Here is a 14,213-nt window from a genome sequence, read left to right as displayed (position 1 = left end):
TCGGGCGTGCTTCTATCTTTTTTTCCCCCCCCCCCCCGTGGGGGGGGGGGCCCCCGGGGCGGGGGGGGCGGGCTGGGGGGGGGGGGGCCCCGGCTCCCACGTCGCTTTGCCTGCAGGATGCGCGGCGTCGACTCAACCGATGGGACGGTCCCGATGATCAACGCCGCCGTCGCTGCAGCCCCATGGCGCAGGGAGGCAACCAAGCCCAAGTCACTCCCCAAGATGACCGCGCAAGATGAGCTGATCGCCGCGCTGAATCATCTCCAATCGGCGCAGGTAGCTCATCCCAAGCAGAACATCCTCACCGGGCATGTTGGGCAGCACGCTGGCGCGGACCTTGGTGGCCACGAGACCACCCAGCTCGACGCGATCGAGCCGGGCCTGCCAAGTTCGCACGGTCCCGTTAGCGGTCACCGACATCCCGCCTGGACGCATCGGCAGATCCAGGCGGCGCGCCAATGGCAGCGGAAGTGCGACGTCCGTGGCCCCCGTGTCGACGAGGAATCGAACCGGCACGCCATTGATCGCCCCGGTCGCCACGAAATGACCGGCCCGGTTGCGCTCCAGGACCACTTGCGGCACGCCCTCGAGGGTCCGCGTCATGACCGGGCTCGGGTTGGGATTCTCCTGTCGCTCGAAGAGACGGTCGAAGAGCATCGCAAGCAGCGCCAGCCCGACGATCCAGGCGCCGAAGAGCATGGCACGCCCGACGCGTGACGGGAAATCGTCGCGACTGGGAGCTGGATCCCTCATCCGGACTGCAGGGCCGAGGGGCGATGGATGCCCGCAATCTCGCGCAGCGTCCACTGCGCAACCCGGTGACCGGGACGGGCTTGGGAAGGATTGCGCGCAGGCCGCCGCAGGCGCGACGACCTGAGCACGCCGGCGGAACTAGCGCGGCACATAGCCCAGTTGCTGACGCGCCGTGCGCTGGAACTCAACACGGTAGTAGGATGCCGCGCTTTGCCCGTTGGCGACGACGTCGTAGACCTTCCAGCCGTCATCGGAGTCTGACATGCGGAACTCCAGACGCGTTGGCTGGCCGCCAGCCTGCATAACAGCCACATTGACATTCACGGATCCGCGCGGACCCCGCCGCGGACGAAGGATTCGGATTTGTTGCCCTTGGAGCCCGAGCAGATTGCGCGCCAAGGTCGACAGGAAGTCGGACTCGAGCTGGGCCGCTAGGGCCTTCTTCTCCTCCGGCTGCATCCCCTCATAGGCCCGGCCCGCGACCCACTGCGCCATGTAGTCGAAATCGAAGTAGGGTGCGATCTCGCGATCCAGAAAGGCGGCGACCTGAAGATTGTTCGGCGCTTCTCCCTGCTCCAGAAAAGCAAGCAACTTATCCATGCCCTCCTTGAGCGCGGCCACAGCCGCCATCTCCGCACTCGCAGCCGGCGAGTTGGCGCCACCAGGCCCAGGCATCCCGGCATAGGGGAGGGGCGCGCGTGCCGGATAGCCGGATCCCACCGAGGGACCATAGCCTTGCGGCTGCGCGGAGACTGGGACCGACGCGACAGCGAGCAGGGCGGCAGAGCAGAGCAGACGAGACTTCATCGATTTCCTCCTGACTGAGTTGTATTGGCTCGAACGAATGATATTGGCTCTAACGAAGGGTCGGACGAGTCTGGCGAGGGTGCCAACCACCCCGGTGAAAAGCAAGCATCAAAGGGCACCGGCCTCACCACCTATGGGTTTTATGTAGCCAGGGCTTCCAGCCCTGGCAAACCAGGCCAGGATGGCCTGGCTACGCAGGCTTGGAGCGGCTGTTCAGGTTGATTTCGGGGAACCGATAGGTGTTGAGGGGCACCGGCTCCACCCACACTCAGGCGACGAGGTCTATGATGATGACTCCACCCATGGTGCGGACGGAGGCAGTGAAAAAAATGGCCCTAAAGCCTGTGCACTATCGTGTCGTTGGACAAGACGACTACATGCTGGACATTCGCGTCGAGGCGTCTGGCGCCTATCGCATCGATTGCGGCGATCACAGCAGTCACAAGCCGCGCCGAGGTCAACTAACGGTCGCTGAGCAAGCCCGGCTCCAAGCCTTGATCGAGGCGCTCGGCGAGCCGTGCGAGCACCCAGCGCCCGAAGGCGCCAGCGGCTTCGTCGCGGAGCTACGCGTCGGGTCGGCACCGGACGTCGGCAGCTACCGTTTCTGGGAGGGCGCCCTTGAGCAAGCGCCGGATCTACACGCCTTGGTACGGGCGCTCGAGGTCATCTGATCAGGACGTCGAGGCGACTTCCGGGAAACAACAGGCGTCGATCATCGTTTCGGCCAATCGTCTTCTGTAGGGTGGACAAGCGCAGCGCAGTCCACCAACGCCGACGCGGGATTCGGTGGACTTCGCTCTCGCTCGTCCACCCTACCGGCCCAACTGATGACCAAGGCCAAACAACAGGCTCCTAGGAGCCTGTCCGACTTGGGGGGGATCGAAGCGAGGAAGTGGAAGAGCGAGGCCATTTCGTTCCGGTTTTGAGGCGCATAGTGGTTCTATGTAACGAAAAAGCGGGGCGAAAGGGACCGTTCTCCCGATTCCGCAGCCGATTCATCCTAAGTCGGACAGGCTCCTAGAATCCTTAGGGGCGCAAAATGCCTGCAGATGAATCAAATTTCGATCAAGCGTCCGACCATCCAAGGCCCTCGGGATCGGGATCGGGATCGGGATCGGGATCGGGATCGGGATCGAACCGACGATAGCGATCCCGAGGGCATGACGCGTCGGTCTGAGGCGAAGCCTCGCTAGGCTTGAGCGAAGCGCTCGGCGCTTATATGCGCGGGGCTGGATGCCCCGCCAGGATCTAGCGCGCTCAGTGCGCCCGGGAAACGAGACCAAGGGACTTCAGCTCCTGCGCCTCCAGCTCGGCCGGTGCGGCAGGCATCGCCAAGAAGAACCCTTGCGCGGCATGACAGCCCTCGCGACGCAGGAAGTCCAACTGCGCCTGGGTCTCGACACCTTCAGCCACCACGCGCAGCTCCAGGCCGCGACCAAGACCGATGATGGTGCTGACGAGCAGATCGCTCGCCGCATCACGACCGATCGCCTCCACAAAGGTCCGATCCAGCTTCAAGGTATCGATGGGGAGGTGCTTCAGCAGCGCTAGCGATGAATAGCCGGTACCGAAGTGATCGATGGCCACACCCAGCCCCTGCCGTCTGAGCTTGCTGAGGGTCTCGATGAGGCGTGGATCGCGGGCTATCAGCAGGCTCTCAGTGATCTCGAGTTCGACGCTTCTGGGCGGCAGCGCGTCAGCGAAGGCCTGGAGCCGCGCGGCAAGCCCATGGTCGCTGAACTGGCAATTGGCAAGATTCAGGGAGACCGACGGCGTCGCGCCCTGGGCAGACCAGAGCGCGAGCTGACGCTCCAGCTCTTCGATGACCCAGATGCCGATCGGCAAGATTAGCCCGGATTCCTCGGCGACCGAGATGAAGGCGCCCGGCTCGAGCAGTCCGCGCTCGGGATGCTCCCAGCGCAACAGGGCCTCGAGCGACTGAACCGCGCCCGACTCCAGATCGATGATCGGCTGGTAGTACAACCTGAATTCGCCGTGATCCAGCGCCTGGCGCAGCCCCGCCTCGACATCCAGGCGACGCGACGCCAGCTCCCCCATCGAAGCGGTAAAGAAGCAAAAGGTGTTGCGACCCGAGAGCTTGGCCGCGTAGAGCGCGGTGTCGGCATGCTTGAGCAAGGCTTCGGGTGTGTCGCCATTCTGCGGACTCAGCGCAATGCCGACAGAGACCGTACAGACGATGATCCGCTCGGAGCAATGAAAGGGCTCGCGAAAACGCTCGACGATGTGCTCGGCGACCGAGGTCACGAGTCGCTCAGCGCCTCGCCCCTTGAGGATGACCGTCAGCTCGTCCCCGCCCAGACGCGCGACCGTGTTGGCAACCACACCGCCGCGCCCGTTGGCGCCAGTGGTCGCGTCATCGACCGCCAGTTGCAGTCGCCGGGCGGCCTGGCGCAGCAGCTCATCGCCGACTCCATGACCCAGGGAATCGTTGATGCGCTTGAACAGATCGAGATCCAGATAGAGCAGCGCGACCCTGTCCTCGCGGCGTCGGGTGGTCTTGAGCGCGGCCGCAAGGTCTTGATTGAACTGCTGGCGGTTCGCCAGCCCGGTAAGACTGTCCTGATAGGCAAGCTGGTGGATCACGCGTTGACGGCGGCGGCGCTCGGTCATGTCGCGCAGCAGCAGGATGACCTGCTCACCGTCGACGGCGATCAGCCGCGCATCGAACATCAGTGGATCACCCTGGGCGTCCGGCAGCTCGACCTCAAGCTCCCGGACACCATGCTCGGAGAGCGTGGTCTCGAGTTCGCGCAGGATCATGGCGCAAATCGCTTCCGGCAGCAGATCACAGAGCTTCTCGACTTGCGTATCCGGCTGCACACCGATCTTCTCCAGCACACTTCCGAGCTTATGCTGCAGCACGCTGCCCTCGGCATCCAGCCGCATCAGTGCATCCGGAATGGCCGCGATGAGGGCGCTATTGCGCGCCTCGCTGCGATGCAGCGCATCCATGGTCGCATGGCCCCGCAGCATGTAGCGGATCCGATGCGTCAGCAGGCTCCAGTTGATGGGCTTTGCATAGAAATCAGTGGCACCCGACTCATAGGCGCACTCGATGGCCGTGGTGTCCTCCAAGCCGGTCATGATCAGAATCGGCGTCAGCTCCAGACCGGGCAGCCGGCGCAAGCGTCGACAGGTCTCGTAGCCGTTCATGTCCGGCATCATGACATCGAGCAGGACGAGATCCGGACGCTGAAAGCGCGACGCCTCAATGGCACCTTGCCCATCATGGGCACCCGCGAAGCGCAGCCCGGCGCGCTCGAGCGCGACCTGGGCGACCGAGTGGACGGTCGCATTGTCATCGACGACCAAGACCAAGGGCCGCCCAGGCGCCACGCTGTCCGCCTCGGGCCCAGCATCCGCCGCGAGCAGCGAACTCTTGGCGGACACCTGGGCCGACGCCGCTCCTCCGTGCATCACCACGGCCCCGGCCTGAGCATCAGCCGCGCGCTCAGCGTGGTCGAGCAAAGACTCGACGGCTTGACGCGACTCGGCTTCGATCCGATCCAAACACTCGACGACCTGGCTCGGCGGAAAATAGGTGCAGCCAGCACTCGAGAACTGCTCCAGGCGCCCGCAGAGGGTGCCCAACCTGGCGGCGCCAAGGATCCGCGCAGCGGAGCGCAGCGAATGGGCGGACTCGGCGACGCCTTGCGGCCGCCCCTCTTGCAGACCCTCTCGGATCTTTGCGATCAGCCCAGGTGAGGACTCGAGGAAGCTGCGCGCCACACGCGCGATGAGGGCATCCTCGCCTGAGGGGTTCAGGTCCCTCACCTCGTCCAATGCCGTTGGCTCCAGGACAGGCAGGCCATCTAAATCATCAAGCTCCAAGGTCTCCGCCGGAGGCGGCTTGCCGAGATCCGCAAGCCGGTCCAGGTCAGCCTCCTCGGGACTGGTCATCCTTGCCATGTGCCCAAGCGCGCGCTCCCGCGACCAGCGCATCAGGGCCGCCCGCAGGGCCGTCAGCGAGACCGGCTTGGTCAGATAGTCGTCCATGCCCGCAGCCTGACAGCGCTCCCGATCGCCCTCCATCGCATGCGCTGTCAGGGCGATAATGGGCAGGGGTCGCCGCGAACTGCCCGACTCCTCCAGCCGGATTCTGCGCGTCGCCTCATAGCCATCCATCACCGGCATCTTGCAGTCCATGAGGATCAGATCGAAAGGCTCGGCGGCCAGGGCCTCAGTGGCGGCCTTGCCATCGTAGACAGCCTTGGATTTGCAGCCCAGGACCTCCAGCATGGCACCAGCCGTATCCTGATTCGCGGCGTTGTCGTCGGCGACCAGCACCTTGAGACCAAGCGCTTGGGAAACCTGGGCACCGCTCGCCGCAACCGCCGTTGCAGCAGGCTCTTCCGCTGCGCGCCGACCACAGAGCCGCAGCAAGGACGCGAGCAATTGACGCTGGCGCACTGGCTTGGTCAAGGATGTCTCGATACCGAGTGCCGCCACCTCCGCCATCACCCAGCCGGGACGTGCGGGCGCCAGGTAGAGGATTGGCAGGTCCCGGGGAGGGGACTCAGCGCTCGGGATTCTGACCGAGACCAACGACTGGATGCCGGGAAGCTCCGAATCCAGAATCATGGCGTGCAGCGCGGCCTCGCCTCGCACCGCATCGTCGATGACAGCGGATGCCTGATCCGCATCGGCGCATGCGAACACTTGGGCACCAAATCGGCCCAGGCAGCCCGCCAAGATCTCCCGACTGAGCGGCTGCGGCACCGCCAGCAAGATGCTGAGCCCCTTGAGCGGCATCTCGACCTGTCCCAGGCTCGAACCCTGATGAGCAACCCTGACCGGCAGCGACATCCAAAGGCTCATGCCGCGCTCGCCGCTCATCTCAAGACCCGTGGTCCCACCCATCAGGCCGACCAAGGTCTTGCTGATCCCAAGTCCCTGCCCTGCTCCACCTCTGTGCTGGACCGCCCCCTCGGCGCTCTGCGCAAAGCGCTCGAGCGCATCATCACGAATCGCGGCCATGACATCGGCCTGCGTCGCCAATGCCGTGAGTCTGATCTCGGCGCGCTCGCCATCACGGGATAGAACCGTCGCCCGAACGACCAGCTCGCCCCCTTGGAGGCGCTGCAGCAGCGCGCCGATGAGGCCCGCCAAGGCCTGACCGAAACGCACGCGATCGAGCCGCACATGCTCGGGTAGGTCCGTGGCGAGGTCCGCGCTCAACGTGACCCCCTTGTTCTGCGCGCGCCGGCCGAAGAGATCGAGGGTCTCCTCGATGCGCTCCCGAAGGTCGATCTCGCGCTCTTCGAGCTGGGCCTCTCCGGAAGCGATGCTCCAGACGTCCAGCATCTCGCTCAAGGCCATGTGCAGAGCCTGGCCGGAGCGCATCAGGGCCTCAACGAAGCGCCGCTGCTCGAGCCTTAACTCAGTGCCGAGCAGCACCTCACTGGTGCCCAACAAGCCATTGAGTTGGGTATGGATCTCGTGACTCATCTCGGCCAGAAAGTCCATTCGGCCGAGATTGGTCGGGATGTCCGCCGGCTTGTCGACGGGGAGGACCGAAGCCTCCTCGTGGCGCGCGGAATCCCTGGGAACACCACAATCCCTGGGAACACCAAAATCCCTGGAGCCATCGGCGTCAGCATCCGCTGCCGTCCCGAGGGGCGATGCGGCTGGAGCGTCTTGGGCGGCGGCATCCACTTGCACGGCTGGCGCAGTGGCAAGGGCAGGATCAGCCTCGGCGTCCCGCGCAGCCCCAAGCAAACGCCGCTGCAGAGCGGCAGCGAGCCCCCATCCAGCGCCAACCGCCAGGAGCAGTGCGCCGAGCCCAAACGCCAAGCGTGCGCCTAGGGACAGGCTGAGCAGCAGGACAAGCGTCAAGAGCGATGCTGCAACCAGCAGCGTAGTCAGCGCACTCCAAAGCCGAATACGGGAGAGCTGAGCGTCGAAGATCGCGAATGAAGAGGCTTTCATTTGAGAGCAACCAAGGACTTTCCCTAATACTCCCGGGCAGGATCGCCCGATAGTCATCCTGAAGAAGCTGTCTGGAAACTCGGGACGACTGCAGTCGCCCCTACACCCGCCCATCAGGGTCTCGACGATGATTTTCAGACAACCTCTAAACCAGCGCTTCATCCAGAGAAGCTGCGCCAAAACCATGCCCCAAATGCGGAGCAACGGATTCGACTCATGTGCGCGTCTCCTGTCCCGCCGCCGGAGGCACATCGGCGGCATGGGATCCCTGCGCATGGCGATCGCGCGGCGACCAGCGCCGCAGCACCTGGGCCAGCTCTAACAGCTTGAATGGCTTGCTGAGATAGTCGTCCATGCCCGCTGCCAGCACCCGATCCCGATCGCCCAGCATGGCATGCGCAGTGAGCGCAATGATGGGAACATGGCCGCCCTCACGGCGCTCTTGGGAGCGCACCCGTCTTGTCGCCTCATAGCCATCCATCGCAGGCATCTGACAATCCATGAGAATCAGGTCCGGTGTCTGAGCCGCCAGCGCATCCAGCAAGGCCGCGCCGTCCGAGCACAGCATCGCGCGACATCCGAGGGCTCGCAGCATGCTCTCGATCACCTCTTGGTTGACCGCGTTGTCCTCGGCGACTAAGACATCGAGCCCCAGGCTCGCCGGCTGGCCGAGCTGCGGATCTGTATCGGCCCTGTCGGCGCCCGCCACCCTCCGACGCAAATCGGTAATCATAGCACCCAGACAGCGCGACAGCTCGTGCGAACCGATCGGCGTCGTCAAGACTCTAAGGCGCCCCCAGGCCAGATCGATTCCCTGCTCGCGGCCGCGCGGGCTGAGGGCCAGCGCGGCCGCAGACTGCGCGATGAGTTCTACCAGCACGCGACCCGCGGGACCTTCGCGCGCAGGCAGCTGCGCCTGGTCCAGGATGATGAGGTCGAAGGGATCTCCGGCAGAGCCACGGGTCAGGGCGACCACCAAGGCGTCGCGCAGGTCATGCTCGCAGACGACCTCGCCCCCCCACGCCTTGAGAGAGCGACGGAGATCTTCACGTGCCTGGTCGTCAGCGGTGATCGCCAAGGCGCGAAATCCCCGCAGGTAGAGGTCTGGCTCGAGCAGCGGCTCCCTTTGCTTATCGAGCCAAATCTCGAACCGGAATACCGAGCCCTGCCCCAATAGACTCTCCACCTCGATGACGCCACCCATGAGTTCGACCAGCTGCCTGCTGATGCTCAGACCGAGACCCGTTCCACCATAGCGCCGCGAGGTCGAGGAATCGGCTTGATTGAAGCGCTCGAAAATCAGCTCGCAATCCTCGGGCGCGAGTCCGATCCCGGTATCCGCGACCTCGATTCGCGTATGCATCCTCGTGGCGGTCTCCGCAAGACAAGAGAGGCGCAGCTGCACGCTGCCGCGCTCGGTGAACTTCACGGCATTCGACAGCAGATTGGTCAGCACCTGCTGCAACCGACCTGCGTCCCCGCGCACCAGGCTAGGAAAGCCGGCCGGAATCTGGACTTGAAAGCCAAGCCCCTTGGTGCGCGCGCTCTCGGCGAGCAGATCCATGGTGCGCTCGACGACCGCGCAGAGGTCGAAATCCAACTGCTCGAGTTCCAAGCGTCCGGCCTCGATCTTGGAGAAGTCGAGGATGTCGTTGATGATCGCCAGGAGCGCGTCGGCCGAGAACTGGATGGTCTGAGTAAAATGCCGCTGCCGCGCGTCCAGGCTCGTGCCCTGCAGCAGCTCAGCCATCCCCAGGATGCCGTTCATCGGGGTCCTGATCTCATGGCTCATTGATGCCAGGAATTGGGACTTCGCCTTGCTGCCCGCCTCGGCCGCATCGCGTGCCTCGCGCAGTTCCACATCGCGCAGCTCGATCTGCTCGAGCATGGTGTTGAAGGCCCGCATCAAGGTGCCGAGTTCGTCGCGTTGGCCAGCATTGAGTCGAACCGAAAAATCCTGCTGTGCGGCAGTGCGCTCCATCACCTCAGCGATATCGCGAATCGGCTGTGAGATGAGACGGTGGAGACGCGCGGCGAGCAGAAAAGCGACAACCGTGCCCGCCAAGAAGATCAGCAGCGCAAGCAGCACTTGATAGAGGATGCGCTGGCCAAGCTCCGTCGTATCGTATTGGATATCCAGGTAGCCAAGCTTTCTGTCGTTGACCAGCACGGCCAGATCGAGATCAAGATATCCATCTCGAAAATTGAGGATTGAGGATCGCCCCGAGAACTCTCGGCTGAGCAATGTCTCCCACTCGGCGCGCTCGTCCTCGAGGATGTCCTTGACCCAATCGCGATGCTGGGGGCGCGGACTTTCGTAGTCTGCGAACAGGGTCTTGTCAGCCGTCCTCAGCTGAATACTGATGACGTCCTCCTCGCTGCCCAGTGCCGCCAAGACTTCCTCGGCGGCATCCGCGTCCTTGAATGCCAAGGGCGCCGCGACATTGATGCTGGCAACCCGGGAAAGGGCGCCGATACGCTCGACCAGCGCAGCACGCATGGCAACGATGTCCATCACCGAGACCAGCACCACCGAAATGCCCAGAACCACGGCGGCAACGAGCATCACCACGGTGATGACCTTCCAGCGAATCGACAGGTTTTGAAAGCGCGGCATCAACCTCTACTGCCCCGCCTCGCTCGAGACGAGAATGGACAGCCGCAGCAGCTTCGAGCTGATGCGAATCCCTTCACGCTCCGCCATTTCGCGGTTGATGACGGCACGCAGCTTCCCGCCCTTGCGGACCAGGCCGATCATCCCGCCGGATCGGGCAAAGGCTTCCGAGTCACCAACCGTCAGCACCGGCATCCCCTTGACCGCGTTCAGGACTTGGGAGCGCCCCTGAGACGCAGAGTCATCGAGGTAGATGATGTGACAGCGACGCCATGACGATGGATCTTCGGCAGCGATCAGACGCAGCTGACGCTGGCCCAAGGTCTCTTCAGCAAGCACGCTTCTCAAACTGCCGGTCAGCACCTGACTCCCCAGCACGCAGTATCGGAAGGGGCTCGAGGGCGCCTCGAAGGCCTCGGCCGGCCAGTCGATGAAAATTGAGAAATTGAGCAGAAAGACGGCACGCAGATCGGCCTCGGAATAAGATTGGGCGCGAGCATCGCAGAGCGGATAGATGAAGCAGCAAAGCAGCAGACCAATGAGGAAGGGAGCAAAGCTGCCACAAACACGCCCAGACCAGGCGTGCGGCAGCCGTCCGGCTCCATGCCGACAATGAATTCGCGAGATCGACGTCATCCAAGAGAGACCAGTTCGTTCCTTGGCTCCAGTCCGGCGACCCACTCGACCGCCCGACCAACTGCTCCGTCGCAGAATACCCAGCATCTGGCCGTCTGGCCGTCTGGCCGTCTGGCCGTCTGGCCGTCGCCAGCATACCCCAAACTAGCGCATCAAGCCCCCGCACGCCACGGGGTGCCCCCTCCAGCCTCAGACTCCCCGCGCGGAAATCTCGCCTCGAAAGCGCCTCAAAAGAACCATTTCGCCTGAAGCATCAGGCTCCGCTCGACTTGAGTATAGACCAGCCCCTCCGGCTCAGAGTTGCCCCCGAACTTGGAAAACTCCGGATGGGTATCGTCGAGCAGGTTCTTGCCCACCAAGCTGAGTTCGAGGTCCGGGCGCACCTGCCAGCCGAGCCGGATGTCCAGCCGCGGATAGGCTGCGGTATCGAAATTGATCAGCTCGTCGACATAGTAGAAGTTGACATCCAGCTCCAAGTCCGACCGCAGATCGAGCCATGAGCGCAGGCTCACCTGATTGCGCGGCGCGGAATCGTCGCTGATCAAGCTCAGAATCGAGGTACCGGACACCGGGTCGTCGGTGGCCAGCTCCATCCGCAGCCAACTGTAGGCCAGCTTGAGCCGCCAGATGGAAGTCACGTCCCAGTTGCTAGCCAGCTCGATGCCGTAGCCCTCGCCGCGTCCCACATTCTGCGAGACAGTCAAGCGCCCGTCTGCGCTCGTCTCGTACCCCTGGAGCTGATCGTAGTCGTTGAAGAAGGTGGTGAGGTCGAACGAGAAGCGCTCGGTGGGCCGCATCCTCAGCCCGACTTCGTAGGCGGTGAGTCGCTCCGACTCCAGGTCCGGGTTGCCGGACACAACGATCACGCCAGCGTCGATATAGGAGTCGCTGTTGAACCTCGAGGTGATGCGCACCGCACGGGAGACCGCCGCCCAAACATTCGTGGTCGGTGACGCATTCCACAGCATGCGAATCGTGGGCATCACCTCCCAACCCGTGTAGTCATTGTGCTCGAACTTGCTGCCGACGATCAGGTGGAAGTTGTCGCTCAAGGGGCTGAAGTCGTCCTGAATGAAGAAGCTCCAAGTGGAGTCGTTGCGCTGCGACGGATCGATTTCCAGGGCGGAGCCGGTGGTCACGGAGATGTCGTCCCGCGTCAGACGATAGCCGACGCCCCAGACCAGCAGATGTTTCTCGGCAAGGGTCAGGTACTGCTGAAAATCCACATCGAAGATGTCTCGCACCTCGGTCAGCGTCCAATTCGATCGGCGCGTCTGATCGTAGTAGGCCTTGAGTTCCATGCCCGAGTCCAATCCCTGCTGACGCGTCCAGCGCGCGAGCAGATTTCCGCCAGACGTATTGCTCTCGGTCTCGGTCGTCGTCCCGCGACGGCTAACGGTCGCACCCGCATTGCCCCAATAGCCATCACCCTGCAAATTGAGCACATCCGTCGCGGAGAGATCGAGGTCGGCACGAAAACCCAGCCTCCCGTCGCGCCAATCATCCGCCGCATCCTCTCCGGTCATGGTCACGCTCGAATCACGCTCGAAGCCCTTGGCGGAGATCCGGAAGGACTTACCCTCGCCCAGACTATGGCCGTAGCGCAAGGCGCCCAGCATCCGCTCATCGGTGCCCACGACCAGCTTGGCGAGGCCACCCTCGGTATCGTGAGACGAGCGGGTGATAATGTTGATGATTCCGTTGACTGCGTTGGCGCCCCACAGCGTCGCGCCGGGCCCGCGGATGACCTCGATGCGCTCGATATCGTCAAGCACCACATCTTGAGCATCCCAGTAGACGCCGGAATAAAACGGCGTATAGAGCGTACGACCGTCCATCTGCACCAGCAGTTTGGAGGCGTGGCGGCCATTGAAACCGCGCGCCGCGATCGCCCACTTGTTGGCATCGAGCTGAGCCACCTGCAGACCAGGGACCATGCGCAGCAGCTCCGGGATATTGGTCGCCCCGGATCGGCGGATGTCCTCGCGCGAGATCACGAAGAGCGCGGCCGTAGCATCGGCGTATTTCTGTGACCGCCGCGAAACGGAGGTCACGGAGATGTTCATCAATTCCTCGATGCTCATATGCTTGAGCAGGGAGACCCCCTGATCATGGGGCGCCTCCTCGGCCCAAGCCGATGCGGCCGCAACACAAGCGGTCAACAGCAAAGCTGCCGCGCCATGGGGACCCTGGCGGGAGGCACGCGCGCGACGAATCGCAAGGGAGGCGATGACTGCCGCAAGGCGAGGGCGCTCGGCCTGAGCCGCCCGGAGCACGACAGGCCCAAGGCAGCGGATGATTTTTGTCATTGGATCGGCCCTCGACAGCCACGTCAGACCGTCGTAAACATACGCGGTGTAGGGCTAAATTACCCCGCCATGTCCTGCAAGTCGAGCGCACCCAACCCACGTGTACAGCGCTGAACACCGCTCGCGAGCATGCTCGCTCGGGCGAGTCGATTACCGCCGGCCGCCGACCAAGCAGCTCGGGGAGCTTGTCCTCCGCCGCAGCTCCCGCGCCGCCTCCGCAAGGCTCAAACCCTTCGACCCAAATCCGGCAATTGGAACCTCGAAGGCGAGAGGACACGAAGACGCGAGGCACAGGAACCATGAGGCTGAATTGTCTTGCGTGCGTCATTCACCCTCTTGGCGAATGGTCGATGCCTCTGCAATCCTCTTGAAATCCGTTGCGGTCTTCCTACCCTTAGCACTCCGACTGCACCTTAGAAAGCGTCCATCAACAACTTCCCCCCTTTCGCGAAGGGGGGGTAAAGGGGGGATTTCGGGCGGCATCGCTCGCATCGGGAAACAATTGGTGGACACTTTCTCAACGGGCTCAAGACTCCGAGAACACGATCAATCGGACAGCCGCTAGCCGGAAACCCTAATGCCTCTAATCGACAAGGAGAGAACAACCATGCATCACCCCAAGACCCACAAGCTCGGACGTCACGCCGTCATCGCCTTCGCTGGCCTGCTTGCCATGGCACTCGCAGGCTGCGGCCAGGACCAGGAGGCGAGCCCCGAGCAACCGGCGGGCCCGGCGGAGCGAATGGGCAAACAGCTGGACGCAGCGATGGAAAAGGCAGGAAAGCAGGCCGAGGCCGCCATGAGCGAGACGAGCGAGCGGGTCAACGCCTCCGCGCAGCAGGCCGGCGAGAAGATCGATGAGAGCCTGAAGAAAGCGCAGACCGGTCTCGCCGAGGCTGCTGATGCCGCCGCAGCGCGATTGGAGGCAACCAGTGAGCGTCTGAGCAATTCGGCTGAGGAGTCTGAGCCGACAAAGACGGCCGACTGAGAGGCTGTCTGAATATTGCAATCGCCCTCCCGCCAGTGCCAAGGGCCACTAGAATCCCTGAGGGCGCAAAATGCTTGCAGGTGAGTCAAATTTCGATGAAGCGTCCGACCATCCAAGGCCGTCGGTATCGGTATCGGTATCGAACCGACGATAGCGA

General features: G+C 63.5%; 8 protein-coding genes. 2 read left to right on the top strand and 6 right to left on the bottom strand.

All coding sequences use genetic code 11. The features are described 5' to 3' along the window. Nucleotides 1-210: 210 nt before the first annotated feature. Nucleotides 211-753 carry a retropepsin-like aspartic protease family protein gene (locus G3480_RS21575; protein ID WP_164655953.1) on the bottom strand — a complete coding sequence of 181 codons (543 nt, stop codon included), beginning with the start codon at nt 751-753 and terminating at the stop codon, nt 211-213. 138 nt (nt 754-891) lie between these two features. Beyond that, nucleotides 892-1,560 (bottom strand): MlaC/ttg2D family ABC transporter substrate-binding protein, encoded by a 669-nt coding sequence (locus G3480_RS21570; RefSeq protein WP_164655952.1) that lies wholly within the window; start codon nt 1,558-1,560, stop codon nt 892-894. A 329-nt stretch (nt 1,561-1,889) separates the two neighbouring features. Here G3480_RS21570 and G3480_RS21565 point away from each other — a divergent pair, with 329 nt between their 5' ends. Then, nucleotides 1,890-2,231, top strand: a complete 342-nt coding sequence (locus G3480_RS21565; RefSeq protein WP_164655951.1) for a hypothetical protein — start codon at nt 1,890-1,892, stop codon at nt 2,229-2,231. Nucleotides 2,232-2,817: 586 nt separating this feature from the next. Here G3480_RS21565 and G3480_RS21560 read toward each other — a convergent pair. From G3480_RS21560 to G3480_RS21545, 4 genes are all read right to left on the bottom strand, one after another. Next, nucleotides 2,818-7,509, bottom strand: coding sequence for an EAL domain-containing protein (locus G3480_RS21560; RefSeq protein WP_164655950.1), 4,692 nt, complete (start codon nt 7,507-7,509; stop codon nt 2,818-2,820). A 214-nt stretch (nt 7,510-7,723) separates the two neighbouring features. After that, complete coding sequence (locus G3480_RS21555; RefSeq protein WP_164655949.1) at nt 7,724-10,126, bottom strand: ATP-binding protein; 2,403 nt, start codon at nt 10,124-10,126, stop codon at nt 7,724-7,726. 6 nt (nt 10,127-10,132) lie between these two features. Next, complete coding sequence (locus G3480_RS21550; protein ID WP_164655948.1) at nt 10,133-10,759, bottom strand: YfiR family protein; 627 nt, start codon at nt 10,757-10,759, stop codon at nt 10,133-10,135. Between the two features lie 227 nt (nt 10,760-10,986). Further along, complete coding sequence (locus tag G3480_RS21545) at nt 10,987-13,068, bottom strand: TOL_0244 family TonB-dependent receptor (protein ID WP_164655947.1); 2,082 nt, start codon at nt 13,066-13,068, stop codon at nt 10,987-10,989. Nucleotides 13,069-13,675: 607 nt separating this feature from the next. On the opposite strand from G3480_RS21545, the gene G3480_RS21540 reads away from it, so the two are divergent. Continuing rightward, nucleotides 13,676-14,056, top strand: coding sequence for a hypothetical protein (locus G3480_RS21540; RefSeq protein ID WP_164655946.1), 381 nt, complete (start codon nt 13,676-13,678; stop codon nt 14,054-14,056). Nucleotides 14,057-14,213 lie beyond the last annotated feature (157 nt).

Origin of the sequence: Thiorhodococcus mannitoliphagus (assembly GCF_010915725.1) — a bacterium.
Taxonomy (GTDB): domain Bacteria; phylum Pseudomonadota; class Gammaproteobacteria; order Chromatiales; family Chromatiaceae; genus Thiorhodococcus; species Thiorhodococcus mannitoliphagus.
The sequence above is the reverse complement of the archived record's forward strand: the minus strand, read 5'-3'. Positions and strand labels throughout refer to the sequence as shown.

Bases quoted from the DNA above. Each gene is read 5' to 3' on its own strand.
- G3480_RS21545 (WP_164655947.1), bottom strand. From the start codon at position 13,068: ATGACAAAAATCATCCGCTGCCTTGGGCCTGTCGTGCTCCGGGCGGCT.
- G3480_RS21540 (WP_164655946.1), top strand. From the start codon at position 13,676: ATGCATCACCCCAAGACCCACAAGCTCGGACGTCACGCCGTCATCGCC.
- G3480_RS21575 (WP_164655953.1), bottom strand. From the start codon at position 753: ATGAGGGATCCAGCTCCCAGTCGCGACGATTTCCCGTCACGCGTCGGG.
- G3480_RS21555 (WP_164655949.1), bottom strand. From the start codon at position 10,126: ATGCCGCGCTTTCAAAACCTGTCGATTCGCTGGAAGGTCATCACCGTG.
- G3480_RS21570 (WP_164655952.1), bottom strand. From the start codon at position 1,560: ATGAAGTCTCGTCTGCTCTGCTCTGCCGCCCTGCTCGCTGTCGCGTCG.
- G3480_RS21560 (WP_164655950.1), bottom strand. From the start codon at position 7,509: ATGAAAGCCTCTTCATTCGCGATCTTCGACGCTCAGCTCTCCCGTATT.
- G3480_RS21550 (WP_164655948.1), bottom strand. From the start codon at position 10,759: ATGACGTCGATCTCGCGAATTCATTGTCGGCATGGAGCCGGACGGCTG.
- G3480_RS21565 (WP_164655951.1), top strand. From the start codon at position 1,890: ATGGCCCTAAAGCCTGTGCACTATCGTGTCGTTGGACAAGACGACTAC.